15 protein-coding genes are annotated in these 18029 nt (G+C 73.3%); 2 read left to right on the forward strand and 13 right to left on the reverse strand.

The features are described from left to right. Positions 1 to 3: 3 nt before the first annotated feature. The 8 genes from ACFZCD_RS17680 to ACFZCD_RS17715 all read right to left on the reverse strand — a co-directional run bounded on the left by ACFZCD_RS17680 (position 4) and on the right by ACFZCD_RS17715 (position 9110). Positions 4 to 987, reverse strand: a complete 984-nt coding sequence (locus tag ACFZCD_RS17680; protein WP_391831719.1) for a hypothetical protein — start codon at positions 985 to 987, stop codon at positions 4 to 6. Positions 988 to 1126: 139 nt separating this feature from the next. Continuing rightward, positions 1127 to 1705, reverse strand: a complete 579-nt coding sequence (locus ACFZCD_RS17685) for a hypothetical protein (protein ID WP_391831721.1) — start codon at positions 1703 to 1705, stop codon at positions 1127 to 1129. Then, positions 1702 to 3246: a hypothetical protein gene (locus ACFZCD_RS17690; RefSeq protein WP_391831723.1), complete on the reverse strand. Its 1545-nt coding sequence runs from the start codon at positions 3244 to 3246 to the stop codon at positions 1702 to 1704. The genes ACFZCD_RS17685 and ACFZCD_RS17690 overlap by 4 nt, the downstream gene beginning before the upstream one ends. A gap of 380 nt (positions 3247 to 3626) precedes the next feature. Next, positions 3627 to 4616 carry a malate dehydrogenase gene (locus ACFZCD_RS17695; RefSeq protein WP_391831725.1) on the reverse strand — a complete coding sequence of 330 codons (990 nt, stop codon included), beginning with the start codon at positions 4614 to 4616 and terminating at the stop codon, positions 3627 to 3629. A gap of 182 nt (positions 4617 to 4798) precedes the next feature. Beyond that, a complete protein-coding gene (locus ACFZCD_RS17700; protein ID WP_391831727.1) occupies positions 4799 to 5959 on the reverse strand; it encodes a DUF2690 domain-containing protein in 1161 nt (386 codons plus the stop codon). A gap of 363 nt (positions 5960 to 6322) precedes the next feature. Continuing rightward, entirely contained in the window at positions 6323 to 7582 is a 1260-nt protein-coding gene (locus tag ACFZCD_RS17705; protein ID WP_391831728.1) for an NADP-dependent isocitrate dehydrogenase, read from the reverse strand. Positions 7583 to 7753: 171 nt separating this feature from the next. Further along, complete coding sequence (locus tag ACFZCD_RS17710; RefSeq protein ID WP_391831729.1) at positions 7754 to 8251, reverse strand: DUF3017 domain-containing protein; 498 nt, start codon at positions 8249 to 8251, stop codon at positions 7754 to 7756. Next, positions 8241 to 9110, reverse strand: coding sequence for a bifunctional methylenetetrahydrofolate dehydrogenase/methenyltetrahydrofolate cyclohydrolase (locus ACFZCD_RS17715; protein ID WP_391831731.1), 870 nt, complete (start codon positions 9108 to 9110; stop codon positions 8241 to 8243). Before ACFZCD_RS17715 ends, ACFZCD_RS17710 begins: the two co-directional genes overlap by 11 nt. 250 nt (positions 9111 to 9360) lie before the next feature. Between ACFZCD_RS17715 and ACFZCD_RS17720 the strand changes: the two genes are divergently transcribed. Beyond that, positions 9361 to 9963 carry a hypothetical protein gene (locus ACFZCD_RS17720; protein ID WP_391831733.1) on the forward strand — a complete coding sequence of 201 codons (603 nt, stop codon included), beginning with the start codon at positions 9361 to 9363 and terminating at the stop codon, positions 9961 to 9963. A 65-nt stretch (positions 9964 to 10028) separates the two neighbouring features. On the opposite strand, the gene purH is transcribed toward ACFZCD_RS17720, so the two are convergent. Both purH and purN read right to left on the reverse strand, forming a co-directional pair. Further along, positions 10029 to 11579, reverse strand: a complete 1551-nt coding sequence (gene purH / locus ACFZCD_RS17725) for a bifunctional phosphoribosylaminoimidazolecarboxamide formyltransferase/IMP cyclohydrolase (protein WP_391832250.1) — start codon at positions 11577 to 11579, stop codon at positions 10029 to 10031. Between the two features lie 11 nt (positions 11580 to 11590). Beyond that, positions 11591 to 12223 (reverse strand): phosphoribosylglycinamide formyltransferase, encoded by a 633-nt coding sequence (gene purN / locus ACFZCD_RS17730; protein ID WP_391831735.1) that lies wholly within the window; start codon positions 12221 to 12223, stop codon positions 11591 to 11593. 445 nt (positions 12224 to 12668) lie between these two features. Here purN and ACFZCD_RS17735 point away from each other — a divergent pair, with 445 nt between their 5' ends. Continuing rightward, on the forward strand, positions 12669 to 13493 hold the full coding sequence (locus ACFZCD_RS17735) for a hypothetical protein (RefSeq protein WP_391831737.1): 825 nt from the start codon (positions 12669 to 12671) through the stop codon (positions 13491 to 13493). Positions 13494 to 13589: 96 nt separating this feature from the next. On the opposite strand, the gene ACFZCD_RS17740 is transcribed toward ACFZCD_RS17735, so the two are convergent. The 3 genes from ACFZCD_RS17740 to sucC all read right to left on the reverse strand — a co-directional run bounded on the left by ACFZCD_RS17740 (position 13590) and on the right by sucC (position 17935). Then, on the reverse strand, positions 13590 to 15653 hold the full coding sequence (locus ACFZCD_RS17740; protein WP_391831739.1) for a DUF6350 family protein: 2064 nt from the start codon (positions 15651 to 15653) through the stop codon (positions 13590 to 13592). Positions 15654 to 15851: 198 nt separating this feature from the next. Further along, positions 15852 to 16736, reverse strand: coding sequence for a succinate--CoA ligase subunit alpha (gene sucD / locus ACFZCD_RS17745; RefSeq protein WP_359103733.1), 885 nt, complete (start codon positions 16734 to 16736; stop codon positions 15852 to 15854). Between the two features lie 20 nt (positions 16737 to 16756). Then, on the reverse strand, positions 16757 to 17935 hold the full coding sequence (sucC, locus tag ACFZCD_RS17750) for an ADP-forming succinate--CoA ligase subunit beta (protein WP_391831741.1): 1179 nt from the start codon (positions 17933 to 17935) through the stop codon (positions 16757 to 16759). Positions 17936 to 18029: the final 94 nt, after the last annotated feature.

Genomic DNA, 18029 nt, shown 5'->3' on the forward strand with positions numbered 1-18029 from the left:
GGGTCACTGAGCGTCGCTGCTCGCGCAGTAGCCGGAAGGGCAGAACGAGCCCAGCAGCACACGGAAAATCTTCTCGTGCGCAGGCCATTCGTCCTCCGGGCCGGCCACCAGCAGGGCGTACTGCCGGTGGTCCGGGCCGGTGAAGGCACGGTCGACAACGCGCCGCACCGTCCCGTCGGGCCGGACGTAGCTGTACGCCAGCTCGGCGGCGCCGGGCGTGGGGCCGGTCTCCTGCGTCAGCCACAGCTTGCGGTAGCCGTTGTTGTGGGACACCCCCCGCTCGGCCTCCTCCAGCGCCGCGTACGGCGTCGGCTCCGGGCCGCTCATGGTGAACACCTGGACCAGACTGTTGCCGTCCGACCTCCGGAAGAAGACGCTGGCGCCTTCCGTGCTGCGCTCCCAGCCGGACGGCACGTCGGCGCGGAAGCCGGCCGGGTCCTCCGTGCGCTCGTAGCCGGCCGGAGGGGCGGCGGCCGACTGCCACCCCGGGAAGGGGGCGGGGCTCGCACCGGAGTCGCTGCTGCCGGGGCCGGTGAGGCCCGAGCTGGAGCCGGTGCCGGTGCTGCCGGTGCCGCCGGCCGTGAAGCCGCCGCCGAAACCGCCGGTGGTGCTGGTGGTTCCTGTGGGGCCGGTAGGGCCTGTGAGGCCCGACGTGGTGCCCGAGGTCATGCCCGAGCTCAGACCCGATGACGTACCGGATGACGTGCCCGCTGACGTGCCCGAGGTGAAGCCGTCCGACGGGCCCGGCGTCGGCAGGCCGCTCGCGCTGGGGCCCGGTGACGCGCCCCCGTGCCCGCTCGCGTCCGCGCCGTCGTCCCGCAGCAGCGACCAGACGCCCATGCCCAGGCCGCCCGCGAGGACCACCCCGGCCAGCGCACCGGCCAGGATCGCCGCGTGCGAGGGCCCTTCGGGCAGGCCGTCCGGCGGGCCGGGGAGCAGGTGGATTTCGGGCTCCTCCGGGTCACCGTGGTCTCTGTAGTCCCCCAAGTCACTCACGTCACCCGCGTCACCGGAGTGTGCACGGGATCCGTAGGCGCCGCGTCCGCGCCGGCCTCCGCGCCCCGGCGGGTCGTCCTCCACCCACTGCTGGAGATCCGCGTCCCAGCGGCTCATGTGCCCCGCCCCCTCACGTCAGCAGCCGGCCGGCCGCCTCGGCGACCGTGGCCGCCGAGGCCAGACCGCCGGCGGCCGTGGCTCCACTGCTCAACAGGGCCCGCAGCCGCACCAGACGTCCGCGCTGCGCCCGGCCCGTACGGCGCGCCTCGGCCTCCAGGCCCTCCAGTTCGCCGTCGACCGCGTCGACGCCGTCGCCCTCCGTCCGTACGAGCCGCGCCAGTTGGCCGCGCAGCTTCGTGACGGCCTCCAGCAGCTCGGGTGTTACGGCCGGCTGGTCGCGGGAGGCGTCGAGGGCCCGGGCTTCGCGGCCCGCGGCGACCGCGCCGCCGGAGAGCTCGCCGACGGCGATGCCGCCGTTGCCGGGAACGTCCGGCGGCACGCTCGTTAAGGGGGCGGTCGCGGGACCGCCCCGGCCGGTGCCGTGCCGCTCCGAACTGCGGTTCTCGGCCTGCGCCCGCTCCCCGGCGGCGACTGCGCCGCCGGTCATCCGCCCGATGGCGATCCCGCCGCCGGTGCCGTTCCCGTCGTCCTTGCGGTGGTCCGCCGTGTGAGGGTCCGCCGCGCGATGGTCCGTCGTGTGATCCGTCATGATCCCCCGTCCTTCGTGGTGTTCCTGGCCTGGGCACCGCTGCCCGCGGCCACGGCGCCGCCGCTCATCGCTCCGATGAACACGCCGCCCTCGCTGACCTGCACGATCTGCTGCTCGAACTGGTCGGTCTCGTAGCCCTGGGAGCGCAGTGCGTCCCGGACGCCGCTCGCGATGCGGTCCTGGACCGTCTTCACGTAGCGGCTGATGTCCATCTCCTGGAACAGCGAGACGGAGTGCACCCCGGCGATCTCCCGCACCGAGCCCGCCGGGCCGTCCGGGACGGCCCGGCGCGGGTCGGCCAGCCACGTGCGGAAACCGGCGACGGCCGTGCGGACCGCCGAAACGGCGGACGCGAAGCCGGCGGCGGGCGCGGACAGCAGGGCGCGGGCGCCGTCGCGCAGGACGTCGTCCTCGCCGCGGGCCGCGATCACGTCGACCGCGCGGAACTCCGGCTTGACCGGCAGGAGGACGTGCGGCACGACCTCCAGCACCAGCATGCCGCCCTGGGTGTGCACCCTGACCAGCACGGAGACGACGACCTGCTCGTCCCAGGCGCCGACGCGGACCCGCAGGAAGTAGCGGCGCGCCTCGCCGCCCTCGTCCACGGCGTCCTGCAGGTGCTGCCGGACGACGGGCTCGTCGTAGCGGACCTCGGGCCGGTGCGGGCCCACGGGCAGGTAGACGAACTCCTCGATCTCCAGGTCCTTGAGCCGGTCGCGGCTGGTCGCGGCGGCGGAGTCGCGCAGCGCCTCCAGGCGGGGCCGGATCAGGTCCACGACGGCGCGTGCGGTGAACGGGGGCCGCGCGCCGTCCTTGTCCCCCTCGCGGGGCTTGAGCTCCAGGACGAACGACCACGGCTCGTGCGGGCGGCCCATGCCGATGAACGGGCGGGAGGGGTCGTAGATGGTCAGGCCCGCGTACTGCTCGCGGTCGATCGTCGCCGCGATGCGGCGGTGGTGGCGCGAGCGCGGCACCGCGCGGGGCTGGTGCGCGAAGGCCTCCCGGCCGAGCTCCAGCCGCATGACCCCGGCGACGCGCGACCGGTGCATCCACACGGGCAGGACGAGGAGCAGCGGGAAGAGCACGGCCAGCCAGCTGCCCATGCCCTCCAGGAAGGCGACCAGGGTCACCACCCAGTAGGCGAGCTGCAGCACCGGCGGGCCCACCGCCCGCAGGGCCCGCAGCGAGGCCCGTCCCTTGACGGCCTCGCGCAGGGTGGCCTTGTCGACCGCGTAGACGGCACTCCCGTGCCCCGCGGCCGCCTGCCCCATCCAGTGCGCCACGCACACCACGGCGTACAGCACGGCCCAGGGCAGCTCCGTCACCGGGTCGCCCCCCGCGTCCGTCGCGAACCCCGCGACGAAGAAGGCCACCCACAGCCCGGCCAGCAGCACGGCCGTGAGCACGTCCTGCGAACGCGCCCGCAGCGCGTGCGTGAGCACCGGCACGACATCAATACCGAGCGACGGCGCCACGGGCCGCTCCTCGTGCTCCACCAGCTCCTCGATGACGCGCCGGCGGAAGTCGAGGTCGAGATACACCCCCGCGCACAACAGCCGAGTGGCTTCACTGCACGAGTCGGGCCGTGGAGTGGACCTGTCGGTACCGGCCGTCTTCCCGGGCCCGGACGACTTGGCTAGATCGGATCTTGCGGATCCGGCGGATAAGGTCAACTGATCCCCCGATCGTCGAACTCACCTGCGAATATGCAGGAGTTGACGGATTTTCGGAGAACTCACAATAGGCCAATCCGCTTCCCGCCGACCCCCTCTTGCACCTGGATAACGGGCCGGAAACCGACCCCGTACAGGCGCATCACTGCACACGCGTACGAAAAGACGGGAGTGCCCCGGCAGCCGAAGCCGCCGGGGCACTCCCGTCGGAAGATCCGTAAACCAGTCCTGGAGATCAGGTCCCGGGATCAGAGGAGACCGAGGGCGCGGACCGCGTCGCGCTCCTCCGTGAGCTCCTTGACCGAGGCGTCGATGCGGGAGCGGGAGAAGTCGTTGATCTCCAGGCCCTGGACGATCTCGTACTTGCCGTCCTTGCAGGTGACGGGGAAGGAGGAGATCAGGCCCTCCGGGACGCCGTAGGAGCCGTCCGACGGGATGCCCATGGAGGTCCAGTCGCCCTCGGCGGTGCCGTTGACCCAGGTGTGGACGTGGTCGATCGCGGCGTTGGCGGCGGAGGCGGCCGAGGAGGCGCCGCGGGCCTCGATGATGGCCGCGCCGCGCTTGGCGACGGTCGGGATGAAGGTGTCGGCGAGCCAGGCCTCGTCGTTCACGAGCTCGGCGGCGTTCTTGCCGGCGACCTCGGCGTGGAAGACGTCCGGGTACTGGGTGGCCGAGTGGTTGCCCCAGATCGTCAGGCGCTTGATGTCGGCGACGGAGACGCCGGTCTTCTGCGCCAGCTGCGAGATCGCGCGGTTGTGGTCCAGGCGGGTCATCGCGGTGAAGCGCTCGGCCGGGACGTCCGGCGCGGCGGCCTGGGCGATGAGGGCGTTGGTGTTGGCCGGGTTGCCGACGACCAGGACGCGGATGTCGTCCGCGGCGTGGTCGTTGATGGCCTTGCCCTGCGGCTTGAAGATGCCGCCGTTGGCCTCCAGCAGGTCACCGCGCTCCATGCCCTTGGTGCGCGGGCGGGCGCCGACCAGCAGCGCGACGTTCGCACCCGCGAAGGCGACGTTCGGGTCGTCGGTGATGTCGATGCCGCGCAGCAGCGGGAAGGCGCAGTCGTCGAGCTCCATGGCGGTGCCCTCGGCGGCCTTCAGGCCCTGCGGGATCTCCAGCAGGCGCAGCTTGACCGGCACGTCCGCGCCGAGCAGCTGACCGGAGGCGATGCGGAAGAGCAGCGCGTAGCCGATCTGACCGGCCGCGCCGGTGACGGTGACATTGACGGGAGTGCGGGTCATGGCGATCTCCTGCTGCGAACTGGGGTGGGTGTCCCTGCCCATGATGTTCGGATCTCTCTCGGTATCAAGAGATCCGGCGTCAGGCTATCCGACCCGGCACGTTCCCAACCGCCGCCCCCGTGTGGGACGCCTCACCGTGGCGCGTACGGGGCCCGTCCGGCGGACCCCGCCCCGCACGACCGCTAGCCCGCCGCGGGCGTCCCGCGCGGCGTCGTGCAGCCCTTCGCGCCCGACGTCAGCGTCGCGCAGGCCTTCGCTTTGCCCGGCTCCGACACCGCCACCATCGGCGTGTAACCGTCGGCGTCGCGCACGACCTTGCCGGACTCCGTACGGGCGGGCGCGCCGCCGTCCGCGGCCGCGTCTATCCGGACGGCGTCGCCCGGGACGGCCTGCGTTATGCGCGCCCAGGCCGCGCCGCACACCTGGCTGTAGCGGACCTCGACGTACGAGGTGCCGACGGTCGCGGAGCCGGCCGTGGCCGCCCTGCCGCCGCCGCACCCCATGGCCTCCGGGTCCTTGCCGCTGCACTCCGCGCCCGTGCACTTCACCCCGGCGGGCAGGGCGGCGGAGGGCGAGGCCGGCGGCCGCGCGGTGTCCCGGCCGGTGTCCGGGCCGCTGCCCACGCCCAGCAGGAGGACGGCCGCCGCGACGACGAGCAGGGCGCCGACGACGCCCGTGACGAAGAGGGCGGCGCGGCGGCGCGCTGCGGGGCCGCCGGCCGGGATGGCGTTCGCGCGGTAGTCGGGCGGCTGCGTGGATCGCGGGACGGACTGCGGCTGGGGAGCCGGGCCGGAGGGGCCCGCAGGGGCCGCGGAACCCGCGGTGCCCGGGGAGCCCGTAGCGCCCGCGGAGCCCGTAGCGCCCGCAAAGCCGGAGTGGCCGCCGGGGCCCGCGGCGGCCGGGGAGCCGTCCTCCGGGGCCGTCCGGCGCGCCGCCTCGTGGCAGAGCGGCTCCGAGACGACCGCTCCCGGCGGCCCGCCGGCCCGGGCGGCCTGCGGCGGGCCGAACTCGCCCAGCGCGGCGCGCGCCCGGGCGACCCGCGCCGACTCCACCGTGGAGTCGTGCCGCAGTTCGCTCCGGCTCCAGGCCCGCTCGGCGAGCTCCCACATCGTGCTCAGATGGACCACGTCGGTCCCGGTCGCCTCGGCCAGCGCCTCGGCGGCCCCGAGCGGCGGCAGCAGCCGCCCGCCCAGATAACGCTCCCACGACGTCTTGCTGTACCCGGTGCGGTCCGCCACGGCGCCGATGCTCAGCCCGCTGCGCTCCACGAGTCTGCGCAGCTGTTCCGTGAACTCGCGGACTTCCGGGTCGAGTTCCTCCGGTAGCGCCCTCCAACGAGGCATTGCACTCCCCTGTCCCCCGATGCGTACGGTGGTCTTCCCGTTCCGTGCCCCATGCGTGACGTGCCGTGCCGCGGCGCCCCTCCGCGGCCACGCTGCTGGCTACCCAGAGGGGATGCCGCAATCCAGCATGGCAGTTCCCCCGGGCGGGGCGCATCGTGGCATTTGGGTTAATCAGGGGTCCCGGCACACGCCCTTGTCACATCTGCTGCACAACTGATACGGGACGGCTAACTCGTCGCAGAACCGTCACCTCCCGGCCACAGCAGGCTTGAAGATCTTGAAGCCGGATCTTCCGTTCATGATCCTCATAACGGGCGGTGGCCGGTCCTCCCACGGGGGTGGAGGACCGGCCACCGCGGCCGCTCACACGGCTGCCGGGTCGCGCGCGAGCGCCGGCCCGGCACCCGGGCCGGCCAGCTCCCTGCTCAGGTTCGCCTCGACGGCCGCGAGGAACTCCTCGGTGGTCAGCCAGGGGGTTTCCGCCCCGACGAGCAGCGCCAGGTCCTTGGTCATCCGCCCGCCCTCGACGGTCTCGACGCACACCCGCTCCAGCGTCTCCGCGAAGGCGGTGACCTCGGGCGTGCCGTCCAGCCGGCCGCGGTGCGCCAGGGCCCGGGTCCAGGCGAAGACCGAGGCGATCGGGTTGGTGGAGGTCGCCTTGCCCTGCTGGTGGTGGCGGTAGTGGCGGGTGACCGTGCCGTGCGCGGCCTCGGCCTCCAGGGTGCGGCCGTCGGGCGTCATCAGGACGGAGGTCATGAGGCCGAGCGAGCCGAAGCCCTGGGCGACGGTGTCGGACTGCACGTCGCCGTCGTAGTTCTTGCAGGCCCAGACGTAGCCGCCGGACGACTTCAGCGCGGCCGCCACCATGTCGTCGATGAGGCGGTGCTCGTACGTCAGCCCGGCCCGCTCGAAGTCCGCCCGGAACTCGGCGTCGAAGACCTCCTGGAAGAGGTCCTTGAACCGGCCGTCGTACTTCTTCAGGATCGTGTTCTTGGTGGACATGTAGACCGGGTAGCCGCGGTCCAGGCCGTAGCGGAACGAGGCGCGCGCGAAGTCGCGGATCGACGCGTCCAGGTTGTACATCGACAGGGCGACACCGGGGCCGTCGAACCGGTGGACCTCCAGCTCGACGGGGTCCGAGCCGTCCGCCGGGGTGAAGGTCATGGTGAGCGTGCCCGGGCCGGGGACCTTCAGGTCGGTCGCGCGGTACTGGTCGCCGAAGGCGTGGCGGCCGACGACGATCGGCTTCGTCCAGCCGGGGACGAGCCTCGGCACGTTCGCCATGATGATCGGCTCGCGGAAGATCACCCCGCCGAGGATGTTGCGGATGGTGCCGTTGGGCGAGGGGTACATCGCCTTGAGGCCGAACTCCTCCACCCGCGCCTCGTCCGGGGTGATCGTCGCGCACTTCACTCCGACGCCGTGCTCCCGGATGGCGTGCGCGGCGTCGACGGTCACCTGGTCGCCGGTGGCGTCGCGGTGCTCGATGCCCAGGTCGAAGTACTTCAGCTCGACGTCGAGGTGGGGCAGGATCAGCCGGTCCTTGATGAACCGCCAGATGATGCGGGTCATCTCGTCGCCGTCGAGCTCGACGACCGGGCCCACTACCTTGATCTTGGCCATGACGGGGACGTCCCTCTCGCGGGCAGCACCGTCCCTCCCCCGCCCCGGGGGGACGGGAAAGGGACCATCACTCCATCAAGCTACTCGAAATCCGGCAAACCGGTACGAGAGGGGTGCGGCAGGGACGGCGCCATCCGGGGCCGTACCGCCCGCGCCGTGCAGCCGTGCCGCCTAGACCGTGAAGTGGAGGACGTCCTCCAGGAACGGCACCTTCAGCCAGGGGTGCGGCTGCGCCATCAGGGACAGCAGCAGGATCGCCACCCCCAGCCCGCCGTACGTGATCATGTCCGTGAACCGGGACCGTACGGCCAGCATGCCCACGGACGGCAGGGCCCAGCGCAGCGCGGCGCCGCCGATCATCGCGAGCGCGATCAGCAGCGTCCCCACGCGGAACGCGTCGAAGGCGACGATCAGCAGCCCGAGCCCCGTCACGCCCATGACCGCGAGCAGCGGCCACTGGCGCGCCGGCGCCGGGGCGTCCCCGGGAGCGGCGCGCCCGCCGCCCTCGGGGCGCGCGGTGTCCCGCGTGAGCTGGAAGCGGCGCCCCTTGCCCGCGCCCGGCTCCCGTCCTCCGCCCGGCTCCTTGCCCTGGCCTCCGCCCGGCTCCTTGCCCTGGTCTTCGCCCGCGCCCGGCTCCCCGGCCGCGCCCGGCGTCTTCTCAGCCCGCATTGCCGCTTCCGGCGGCGCGCTCCGCGGCCTCCACCACGTTCACGAGCAGCAGCGCCCGGGTCATCGGGCCGACGCCGCCCGGGTTCGGGGAGACCCAGCCGGCGACCTTGGCGACCGCCGGGTCCACATCGCCCATGATCTTGCCCTCGCCGTCGCGGCTGACGCCGACGTCCAGCACGGCGGCGCCCGGCTTGACGTCCTCCGGCTTGATCAGGTGGCCCACGCCCGCCGCGGCCACGATGATGTCGGCCTGGCGCAGCTGCGCGGAGAGGTCACGGGTGCCGGTGTGGCAGAGGGTGACGGTGGCGTTCTCGCTCCGGCGGGTCAGCAGCAGGCCGATCGAGCGGCCGACGGTGATGCCGCGGCCCACGACGACCACGTGCGCGCCGTTGAGCTCCACGTCGTGACGGCGCAGCAGCTCGATGATGCCGTTGGGGGTACAGGGCAGCGGGCCGGGCTCGTTGAGCACCAGGCGGCCGAGGCTCATCGGGTGCAGGCCGTCGGCGTCCTTGGCCGGGTCCATCAGCTCCAGGACGCGGTTGGTGTCGATGCCCTTGGGGAGAGGGAGTTGGACGATGTAGCCGGTGCAGTCGGGGTTGTCGTTGAGCTCGCGGACGACCGCCTCGATCTCCTCCTGCGTGGCCGTTTCCGGCAGTTCGCGCTGGATCGACGCGATGCCGACCTGGGCACAGTCGCGGTGCTTGCCGGCGACGTACCACTTGCTGCCGGGGTCGTCGCCGACGAGGAGGGTGCCGAGACCGGGCTGGACGCCCCGGGCCTTCAGCGCCTCCACGCGCACCGTGAGTTCGGACTTGATCGCTGCTGCCGTGGCCTTGCCATCGAGAATCTGGGCGGTCATGGTCCCATCCTCCCGGATGCGGCGGTCATGGTTCCAATCAGGGCGGTCCGTCGTTGGTGACGAATTAGCACCGGTTATTCCCGGGCGCCCCCGCCGCACCACCGATACGGGTATCAGCTGGACAAAAGTCAGGGGCCCGATAACGATGATCGGCGTGCCGCGGTGTCATTCGGGGGGCGAGCCGCACACAACTCTCCTCCGGAATGCCCGCGCCGTCCCCGCACGACTCCAACGGAGGAATTGGCCAGCCATGAGCTTCGGCGATCAGAACAACCCGTACGGCACGCCCCAGCAGGCGCCCGGTTACGGCTATCCGCAGCAGCCCCAGGGCGCCCAGCCCGGTCAGCCGTACGCCGCCTACCCGCAGGGGCAGGACGGTTACACCGGTGCGCCGCAGGGCCCGCAGGTGATGCCGGGCGTCACCAAGGCGGCCCGCATCATGCTGTACGCGATCGCCGCGGTGCACGTGATCGTGGCGGGCCTGTGCGTCGCCGCGGTCGCCGCGATCAGTGACGCGAAGAAGACCCACTCGGGCCGCACGGTCACCACCGCCAAGGGCGACACGGTCGACGCCGACACGGTCTTCGACGCCGGAAAGGGCGTTTTCGCGTTTCTCGCCGCGCTGGCCGTGATCTTCGCGATCATCGGCATCATTCTCGCGGTGCGCTACGCCAAGGGCGGCAATGGCGTCCGCGTCGGCTCGATCGTCTACGCGGCGTTCGGCATCATCAGCGGCCTGGTGTGCATCATCTTCTACGGCATCGGCCTCATCGGTCTGATCCTGTCGATCCTGGTGATCGTCTTCGCGGCCAAGCAGGCTTCGAACGACTGGTTCCGCCGCCCGCGCTTCTGAGCGGCGGCCCGGCGGACCCGGAGGCCCGTACCCCCGCACCGGGGGTACGGGCTTCCGTCCGTTCGTCAGTGGAAGAAGTGCCGCGTCCCCGTGAAGTACATCGTCACGCCCGCCGCCTTCGCGGCCTCCACGACCTGCTCGTCGCGGACCGAACCGCCCGGCTGCACCACGGCCTTGATGCCGGCGGCCGTCAGCACCTCCAGCCCGTCCGGGAAGGGGAAGAACGCGTCGGAGGCGGCGTACGAGCCCCGGGCCCGCTCCTCGCCCGCCCGCTGCACCGCCAGCTTCGCGGAGTCGACGCGGTTGACCTGGCCCATGCCGACGCCGACGGTCGCGCCGTCCTTGGCCAGCAGGATGGCGTTGGACTTCACCGCGCGGCAGGCGCGCCAGGCGAAGGCCAGCTCGGCGAGCTCGGCGGCCGGCAGGGCCTCGCCCGTGGCGAGCGTCCAGTTGGCCGGGTCGTCGCCCTCGGCCTGGAGGCGGTCCTTGGTCTGGAGCAGCAGACCGCCCTCGACGGGGCGGGCCTCGGTGACCGCGCACGGGGCGTCGGCGCAGCGCAGCACGCGGATGTTCTTCTTGCGGGCCAGCACCTCGACGGCACCGTCCTCGTAGGCCGGGGCGACGATGACCTCGGTGAAGATCTCGGCGACCTGCTCGGCCATGGCGACCGACACGGGGCGGTTGACGGCGATCACGCCGCCGAACGCGGACAGCGGGTCGCACTCGTGCGCCTTGCGGTGCGCCTCGGCGACGTCCGAACCGGTGGCGATGCCGCACGGGTTGGCGTGCTTGATGATGGCGACGCAGGGGTCGGCGTGGTCGTACGCCGCCCGGCGCGCGGCCTCGGTGTCGACGTAGTTGTTGTAGGACATCTCCTTGCCGTGCAGCTGCTCGGCGTGCGCGAGGCCCTTGCCGGAGGCGTCGGTGTAGAGGGCCGCGGGCTGGTGCGGGTTCTCGCCGTAGCGCAGGACGTTCGCGCGGGTGAAGGTGGCGCCGAAGAAGCCGGGGAAGCCGCTCTCGTCCTCCGCCGCGTAGTCGTCGGCGAACCAGCCGGCGACGGCCACGTCGTACGCCGCGGTGTGCTGGAACGCCTCGGCGGCCAGGCGCTTGCGCTGCGCGAGGTCGAAGCCGCCGTCGGAGACGGCCTTGAGGACGTCGGCGTAGCGGCCGGGGTTGACGACCACGGCCACGGAGGGGTGGTTCTTGGCGGCGGCGCGGACCATCGAGGGGCCGCCGATGTCGATCTGCTCGACGCACTCGTCGGGCGAGGCGCCGGAGGCGACGGTCTCCCGGAACGGGTAGAGGTTGACGACCACCAGCTCGAAGGGCTCGACGCCCAGCTCGGCGAGCTGCTCGCGGTGGGCGTCGAGGCGCTGGTCGGCCAGGATGCCGGCGTGGACGCGCGGGTGCAGCGTCTTGACCCGGCCGTCCAGGCACTCGGGGAAGCCGGTCAGCTCCTCGACCTTGGTGACGGGGACGCCGGCCGCGGCGATCCGGGCGGCCGTGGAGCCGGTGGAGACGAGCTCGACACCGGCCTCGTGGAGACCGCGGGCCAGCTCCTCCAGCCCGGTCTTGTCGTAGACGCTGACCAGCGCCCGGCGGACGGGCCGCTTCATACCTTCGGCGGTCACGGGATCCATACCTTTCGTCCCTCTATGCGGTAGCCGTTGCGGGCCAGACGCCCCACGACATCGACGAGCAGCTCTCGCTCGACTTCCTTGATGCGCTCGTGCAGCGCGGATTCGTCGTCCTCGTCCCGGACCTCGACCACGCCCTGGGCGATGATCGGGCCGGTGTCGACGCCGTCGTCGACGAAGTGGACGGTGCACCCCGTCACCTTCACGCCGTACGCGAGCGCGTCGCGCGCGCCGTGGGCGCCGGGGAAGCTGGGCAGCAGGGCGGGGTGCGTGTTGATCACACGCCCCCCGAAGCGGGCCAGGAACTCCTTGCCCACGATCTTCATGAAGCCGGCCGAGACCACCAGGTCCGGCTCGTACGCCGCCGTCGCCTCGGTCAGCGCGCGGTCCCAGGCCTCGCGCGACGGGTGGTCCGCGACCCGGCAGACGAAGGAGGGGATCCCGGCGCGCTCGGCGCGCTCCAGGCCGGCGATGCCGTCCCGGTCGGCGCCCACGGCCACGACCCGGGCGCCGTAGCCCTCGGGGTCGGCGGCGATCGCGTCGAGCAGGGCCTGCAGGTTGGTGCCGGAGCCGGAGACGAGCACGACGAGGCGGGCGGGGGGCGCGGGAGGCGGGGAGGCCACGGTGGGGCCCTTTCTCGCGGGCGGGAGCGGTGCGGTGGACGGCTGTGCGGCTGTACGCCGCCACGGCTTCGCGGCTCGCGTGGCCGGCCTTGCGGCTTTGCACGGTCGCACGGATGGCGTGGGCGTACGGTTTGTATGGTCGTACGAGACGAGGGTGCCGCGGAATACGGGGGACTCTACGAACCCGCCGACCGCCAGCAACGATACCGGCACACCGAACGGCCCCCGCGGGACGGGGGCGCGCGCGGGAGGTAGCGTCTGGAAGCAGTGCCCGGAAATGTGCGGTGCCACGCGCGCGGAATCCGGGCGCGACGCCGTACGTTCGGAGTGCGGTAGGCACGGACGCCGGGGATGTGCCGCACGTCCCGGGCGGGCGGGCAGAGATCCTGGACGGCGCACATCCTGGGCGTGCCGGACGACGACACAAGGGGAAGACACACTCCACATGCCGGACCGACGCCGTCACGCGGCTCACCGCCTCACGCTGCCCACCCCCGACACCTCCGGCCGGGCGGCGACGGGGCACGCCCGCATGTCGCACGAGCGCCCGTCGACGCCGTCCCCGGACGAGCAGCGCGACGACAACCCCTTCGCACCGCCGCCCGAGGGCCGGCCCGACCGGCCGTGGCAGCCGCGCGAGCCGCAGCGCCCCCAGGGCCGGCAGGGCGGGGGAAACGGCGAGGGTGAGGGCGACGGCGGCGAGGGCCGGGGCGAGGGGCAGCAGCCCCCGGCGTGGGGCAGCCAGTGGAGCAGCCGGCAGCCCGGCCGCCACGACGGCGGCTTCGGCGGCGGGCCCGGCGGCGGGCCCGGCGGTCCCGCGGGCGGCCCGGGCGGAGGCGGCGGCCTGCGCTGGGACCCCACGGACCCGGCCCAGCGGCGCGCCCGCTACGCCCTCCTCGCGGGCATGTGGGGCTTCTTCTTCGCCCTCTTCAGCATCCCGTACGTCGCCCTGCTCCTCGGCGCCCTGTCGATCTACTGGGGCGTCAGCGCCCTTCGCGCCAAGTCCCGGCCGCAGCGCACGGACCCCGACATCCCGTCGGGCCCGCCGAGCCCGGCGCCCGGCGCGTTCAAGCCACAGACGACGGCGGCGGTGAGCGGCCTGGTGACGGGCGGGCTGGCGCTGGCCATCGTGGCGGCGACGTTCGTCTTCCAGATCGTCTACAGCGACTACTACACGTGCGTGGACGACGCCCTGACACAGAGCTCGCAGCAGGCGTGCGAACGGCACCTGCCGAAGCAGCTGAGGCCGCTGCTGGGGAACCGGGACTAGCCGACCAACCGACCAGCCGACCAGCCGGAAACGCAGGTCGCCCGGCGGGAATCCAGCCGTCCGGCGAACGATGACCGAGGTCCGAGGCCCGTGGCGTCAGCCCCGGTCCCGGTTCGCGGCGTCGCGCGGCTCGAAGTCCGGCATCAGCCCGCCCCCGGACTCCCGCAGCGCGGCCCACCGCACCCGCCGCGCCCCCGTGTCGTGCCAGGCCGCCCCGTCGAACGCCGGCACGACCGTGCCCGAGACGACCGTCCCCGAGACCGCCGTGCCCGGGACGACCGCCCCCGGCGCCCGGCCGGCGCCCCTCCCCCGCCGCCGGCGGCCGAACCAGCCGTTCCGCCCCCCGCTGGCCTCGGGCGCGCGGGAGGCAGCAGCCGGCGCCGCCGCCGGGAAGGGTGCGGGCGCCGGCCGCACGGGCAGCGCCTCCACGGGCGTCCGCGCGAACGACAGCGTCGGCGTATCGACGTACCCGCCGCGCCCCGATCGCGCCCCCGTCCCGAAGCCCAGCCACGCCCCGACCGCCCGGGCGGCCCGCCCTCCGGTCCACCACCGGCCGCGCTCGGACTGCGCCCGCCGGTGGGCGCCCGCCGGCAGCCGTACGGACGCCGGGGAGGAGGAAGCGGCAGAAGCGGAATCCTCCGGCGCCACAGCCACGGCCACCGCCGCCGTGCCCGCCAGGGCAACCGTCCCCACGGGCCGCCCGGAGGCGGCCACGCCGCCGGCCCCGTGCGGCGCGGGCTCCACCGGCAGGCCGCCGCCCAGGACGATCCTCCGCCGCAGCCACAGCAGCACCAGCGCCCCCGGCACGCTCACGGCCGCCGTCCAGACGAGCGCGGCCGCGCCCACGACCAGGCACGAGGGTCCGAACGACGAGAGCACGGACGCGCCCAGCGGGCCGCCGGACGCGTAGGTCAGCACGGTGACGGCGAGGGCGCAGAAGACGGACCCGAGGGCGGCGATGCCGGCGGTCTCGCCGGTCCCGGCCCGTACGAGGTCCGCGGAACGCCGCGGCACGGCGGCGTAGGCGACGGTCGTCCCGGCCGCCAGGCACACCGCGGCGGAGGCCGCCAGGGGCAGCGGCTCGGCGGGGCCGGGCGTCGGGAGGATCGCGAAGAGCGGGAAGGACGGCAGCAGCGGGTACGCGGTGATGCCGAGGGGTGCGACCGTCCCGGCGGTGCCGACGGCGAAGCCCGGCCCGAGCCCGTAGGCCGCCGCCCAGACCACGGCGTTGGGCAGCAGCGCGGCGCACAGCAGCAGCACCGCGGCGCGGCCCGACCAGGCCGCCGTGATCTGCAGGAGCGACTCGCGGGCGGCGCCCGCGTGGACGGCGAGGGAGCCCGCGAGGAGGACGGCGGCGCCGCTGAGCAGGACGACGGTGCCCGCGGTCGCGGCGCCGGCGGCCGCGGCGACCCTGGGCCGGGTGAACCAGTCCCGCAGCCGGGCCGGCACCGCGGTGAGCGCGCGGCGCACCAGCGGCGGCGGCGTCCCGGAGGGGCAGCCGAGGGCGGCCCACGTCCCGGCGGCGACGGACGCGCCCGCGACGACTGGCACGTGCAGCAGGGCGCTCAGCGGTTCGACGCGTACGGGGCCGGAGGAGGCGTAGAGGACGGCGCCCACGGCGACCAGGAGGTAGCCGCCGAGGAGGGTGAGGGCGGCCTTGCGCGGGACGAGCCCGGGGGCGGCCGCGGCGGGGGGCGCGTGAGGGACCGCCTGACGGGCTTCCCCGGGCCCGCCCCCGGCCAGCAGCATGACGTCCGGGTAGAGGGCGTCGAGGACGTCGTCCGGGTCGTCCGCGGGATCGTCCGGCGGCTCCAGGGCGTGCCGCGCGGCCCGGTAGAGCAGCCAGCAGGGCAGCACGGTCAGCAGCATCGGCGTGAGGCCGATCGGGGCGGGCGCCCTCGTGAGGGTGTCCGTGCGGACGAGGTCGGCGCCGTGCGCGAGCAGCCACAGGCCGGCGGCCGAGCGCAGGGCCTCGCCCGCCCCGCCGTCGGGGTACGGCGAGGTGATCCACAGCAGCAGGACGACCACGGCCAGCGCCCCGAGCCCCAGGCCGGCGGCGATCGCCCCGCCGACGAACACGGTGCCGGCCGGCGGCGGCGCGCTCGCGGCGGGCCGGCCGGGCGCGGGCGGCGGCGGGCTGTGCTCGGCATCGTGGGTCACATGGTCATGCTGCCAAGAACACGCCTTTCGTTCGGGTAGCGGGTAAATGACCGTCGTGTCGCTTTTGATACCCGGATAAACCTATTTGACGCGCAATTACCCTTACGTGGCCTCAACCGGCCGGGCAGCGCCCCGGAAACGGGCGCGGGCCCGCACCCCCCTCAAGGGGTGCGGGCCCGCGCGCGGGAACCGTCAGGCTCAGGCGCCCAGCGCGGCGCGCGCGAGGCGGGCCGTCTCGGACGGGGTCTTGCCGACCTTCACACCGGCAGCCTCGAGGGCCTCCTTCTTCGCCTGGGCGGTGCCGGACGAACCGGAGACGATGGCGCCGGCGTGGCCCATGGTCTTGCCCTCGGGCGCGGTGAAACCCGCCACGTAGCCGACGACCGGCTTGGTGACGTTGGCCTTGATGAAGTCCGCGGCACGCTCCTCGGCGTCGCCGCCGATCTCGCCGATCATCACGATCAGCTCGGTCTCCGGGTCGGCCTCGAACGCGGCGAGCGCGTCGATGTGCGTGGTGCCGATGACCGGGTCGCCACCAATGCCGACGGCGGAGGAGAAGCCGATGTCACGGAGCTCGTACATCATCTGGTAGGTCAGCGTGCCGGACTTCGACACGAGACCGATGCGGCCGGGCTTGGTGATGTCGCCCGGGATGATGCCGGCGTTGGACTGGCCCGGGGTGATGAGACCGGGGCAGTTCGGGCCGATGATGCGGGTCTTGTTGCCCTTCGAGCCCGCGTACGCCCAGAAGGCGGCGGAGTCGTGGACGGCGATGCCCTCGGTGATCACGACGGCCAGCGGGATCTCGGCGTCGATCGCCTCGACGACGGCGGCCTTGGCGAACGCCGGCGGGACGAAGACGACGGTGACGTCGGCACCGGTCTCCTTCATCGCCTCGGCGACCGAGCCGAAGACGGGCACGGAGGTGCCGTCGAAGTCGACGCTCGTGCCGGCCTTGCGCGGGTTCACGCCACCGACGATGTTGGTGCCGTCGGCCAGCATGAGCTTGGTGTGCTTCATGCCCGTGGCGCCGGTCATCCCCTGGACGATGACCTTGCTGTCCTTGGTGAGGAAGATAGCCATGGTTGTGGAGTCCTCGTCCCTTACTTAGCCGCAGCCAGCTCGGCGGCCTTGTCGGCCGCGCCGTCCATGGTGTCCACGCGCTGCACCAGCGGGTGGTTGGCGTCGGACAGGATCTTGCGACCCAGCTCCGCGTTGTTGCCGTCGAGGCGCACGACCAGCGGCTTGGAGACGTCCTCGCCCTTGCTCTTGAGGAGCTCCAGGGCCTGGACGATGCCCTTGGCGACCTCGTCGCACGCGGTGATGCCACCGAAGACGTTGACGAAGACGGACTTGACGTCCGGGTCGCCGAGGATGATCTCAAGACCGTTGGCCATGACCTCGGCGGAGGCGCCACCACCGATGTCGAGGAAGTTGGCGGGCTTGACGCCGCCGTGGTTCTCACCGGCGTAGGCGACGACGTCGAGGGTGCTCATGACGAGACCCGCGCCGTTGCCGATGATGCCGACCTGGCCGTCGAGCTTGACGTAGTTCAGGCCCTTGGCCTTGGCGGCGGCCTCCAGCGGGTTGGCCGCGTCCTTGTCCTCCAGCGCCTCGTGCTCCGGCTGGCGGAAGTCGGCGTTGGCGTCCAGGGAGACCTTGCCGTCGAGCGCGATGACGCGGCCGTCGGCGACCTTGGCGAGCGGGTTGACCTCGACGAGGAGGGCGTCCTCGGCGACGAAGGTCTTCCACAGGGTCACCATGACCTCGGCGACCTGCTCGGCGACCTCGGCCGGGAACTTCGCCTGGGCGACGATCTCGCGGGCCTTCTCGATCGAGACGCCCTCGTTGGCGTTGACCGGGACCTTGGCGAGCTTCTCGGGGGTCGTGGCCGCGACCTCCTCGATGTCCATGCCGCCGGCGACGGAGGCCATGGCCAGGAAGGTGCGGTTGGTGCGGTCGAGGAGGTACGAGACGTAGTACTCCTCGGCGATCTCCGGAGCGGTCTCGGCGATCATCACCTTGTGGACCGTGTGGCCCTTGATGTCCATGCCCAGGATGTCCGTCGCGCGGGCGACGGCCTCGTCCGGGGTGGCGGCCAGCTTCACGCCGCCGGCCTTGCCGCGGCCACCGACCTTCACCTGCGCCTTGACGACCGAACGGCCGCCCAGACGCTCGGTCGCCTCGCGGGCCGCCTCAGGCGTGTCAATGACTTCACCGGCCAGCACCGGTACACCGTGCTTGGCGAAGAGGTCCCTCGCCTGGTACTCGAACAGGTCCACGCGCGTCCGTCCCTTTTCCATGGATATCGCGGTTCGTTGTCTGCGCGGGCGTGCCGCTGGGCGGCGTGAGAGCGCGATCTCCGCAGGGTCCGGG

Source organism: Streptomyces sp. NPDC008001, assembly GCF_042958085.1.
In the GTDB taxonomy this organism is placed as follows: domain Bacteria; phylum Actinomycetota; class Actinomycetes; order Streptomycetales; family Streptomycetaceae; genus Streptomyces.

Coding starts and splice junctions, on each gene's coding strand:
- ACFZCD_RS17735 (WP_391831737.1), top strand. CDS start 12,669: ATGCCGGACCGACGCCGTCACGCGGCTCACCGCCTCACGCTGCCCACC.
- ACFZCD_RS17700 (WP_391831727.1), bottom strand. CDS start 5,959: ATGCCTCGTTGGAGGGCGCTACCGGAGGAACTCGACCCGGAAGTCCGC.
- ACFZCD_RS17710 (WP_391831729.1), bottom strand. CDS start 8,251: ATGCGGGCTGAGAAGACGCCGGGCGCGGCCGGGGAGCCGGGCGCGGGC.
- ACFZCD_RS17685 (WP_391831721.1), bottom strand. CDS start 1,705: ATGACGGATCACACGACGGACCATCGCGCGGCGGACCCTCACACGGCG.
- purH (WP_391832250.1), bottom strand. CDS start 11,579: ATGAAGCGGCCCGTCCGCCGGGCGCTGGTCAGCGTCTACGACAAGACC.
- ACFZCD_RS17715 (WP_391831731.1), bottom strand. CDS start 9,110: ATGACCGCCCAGATTCTCGATGGCAAGGCCACGGCAGCAGCGATCAAG.
- sucD (WP_359103733.1), bottom strand. CDS start 16,736: ATGGCTATCTTCCTCACCAAGGACAGCAAGGTCATCGTCCAGGGGATG.
- ACFZCD_RS17705 (WP_391831728.1), bottom strand. CDS start 7,582: ATGGCCAAGATCAAGGTAGTGGGCCCGGTCGTCGAGCTCGACGGCGAC.
- ACFZCD_RS17695 (WP_391831725.1), bottom strand. CDS start 4,616: ATGACCCGCACTCCCGTCAATGTCACCGTCACCGGCGCGGCCGGTCAG.
- ACFZCD_RS17720 (WP_391831733.1), top strand. CDS start 9,361: ATGAGCTTCGGCGATCAGAACAACCCGTACGGCACGCCCCAGCAGGCG.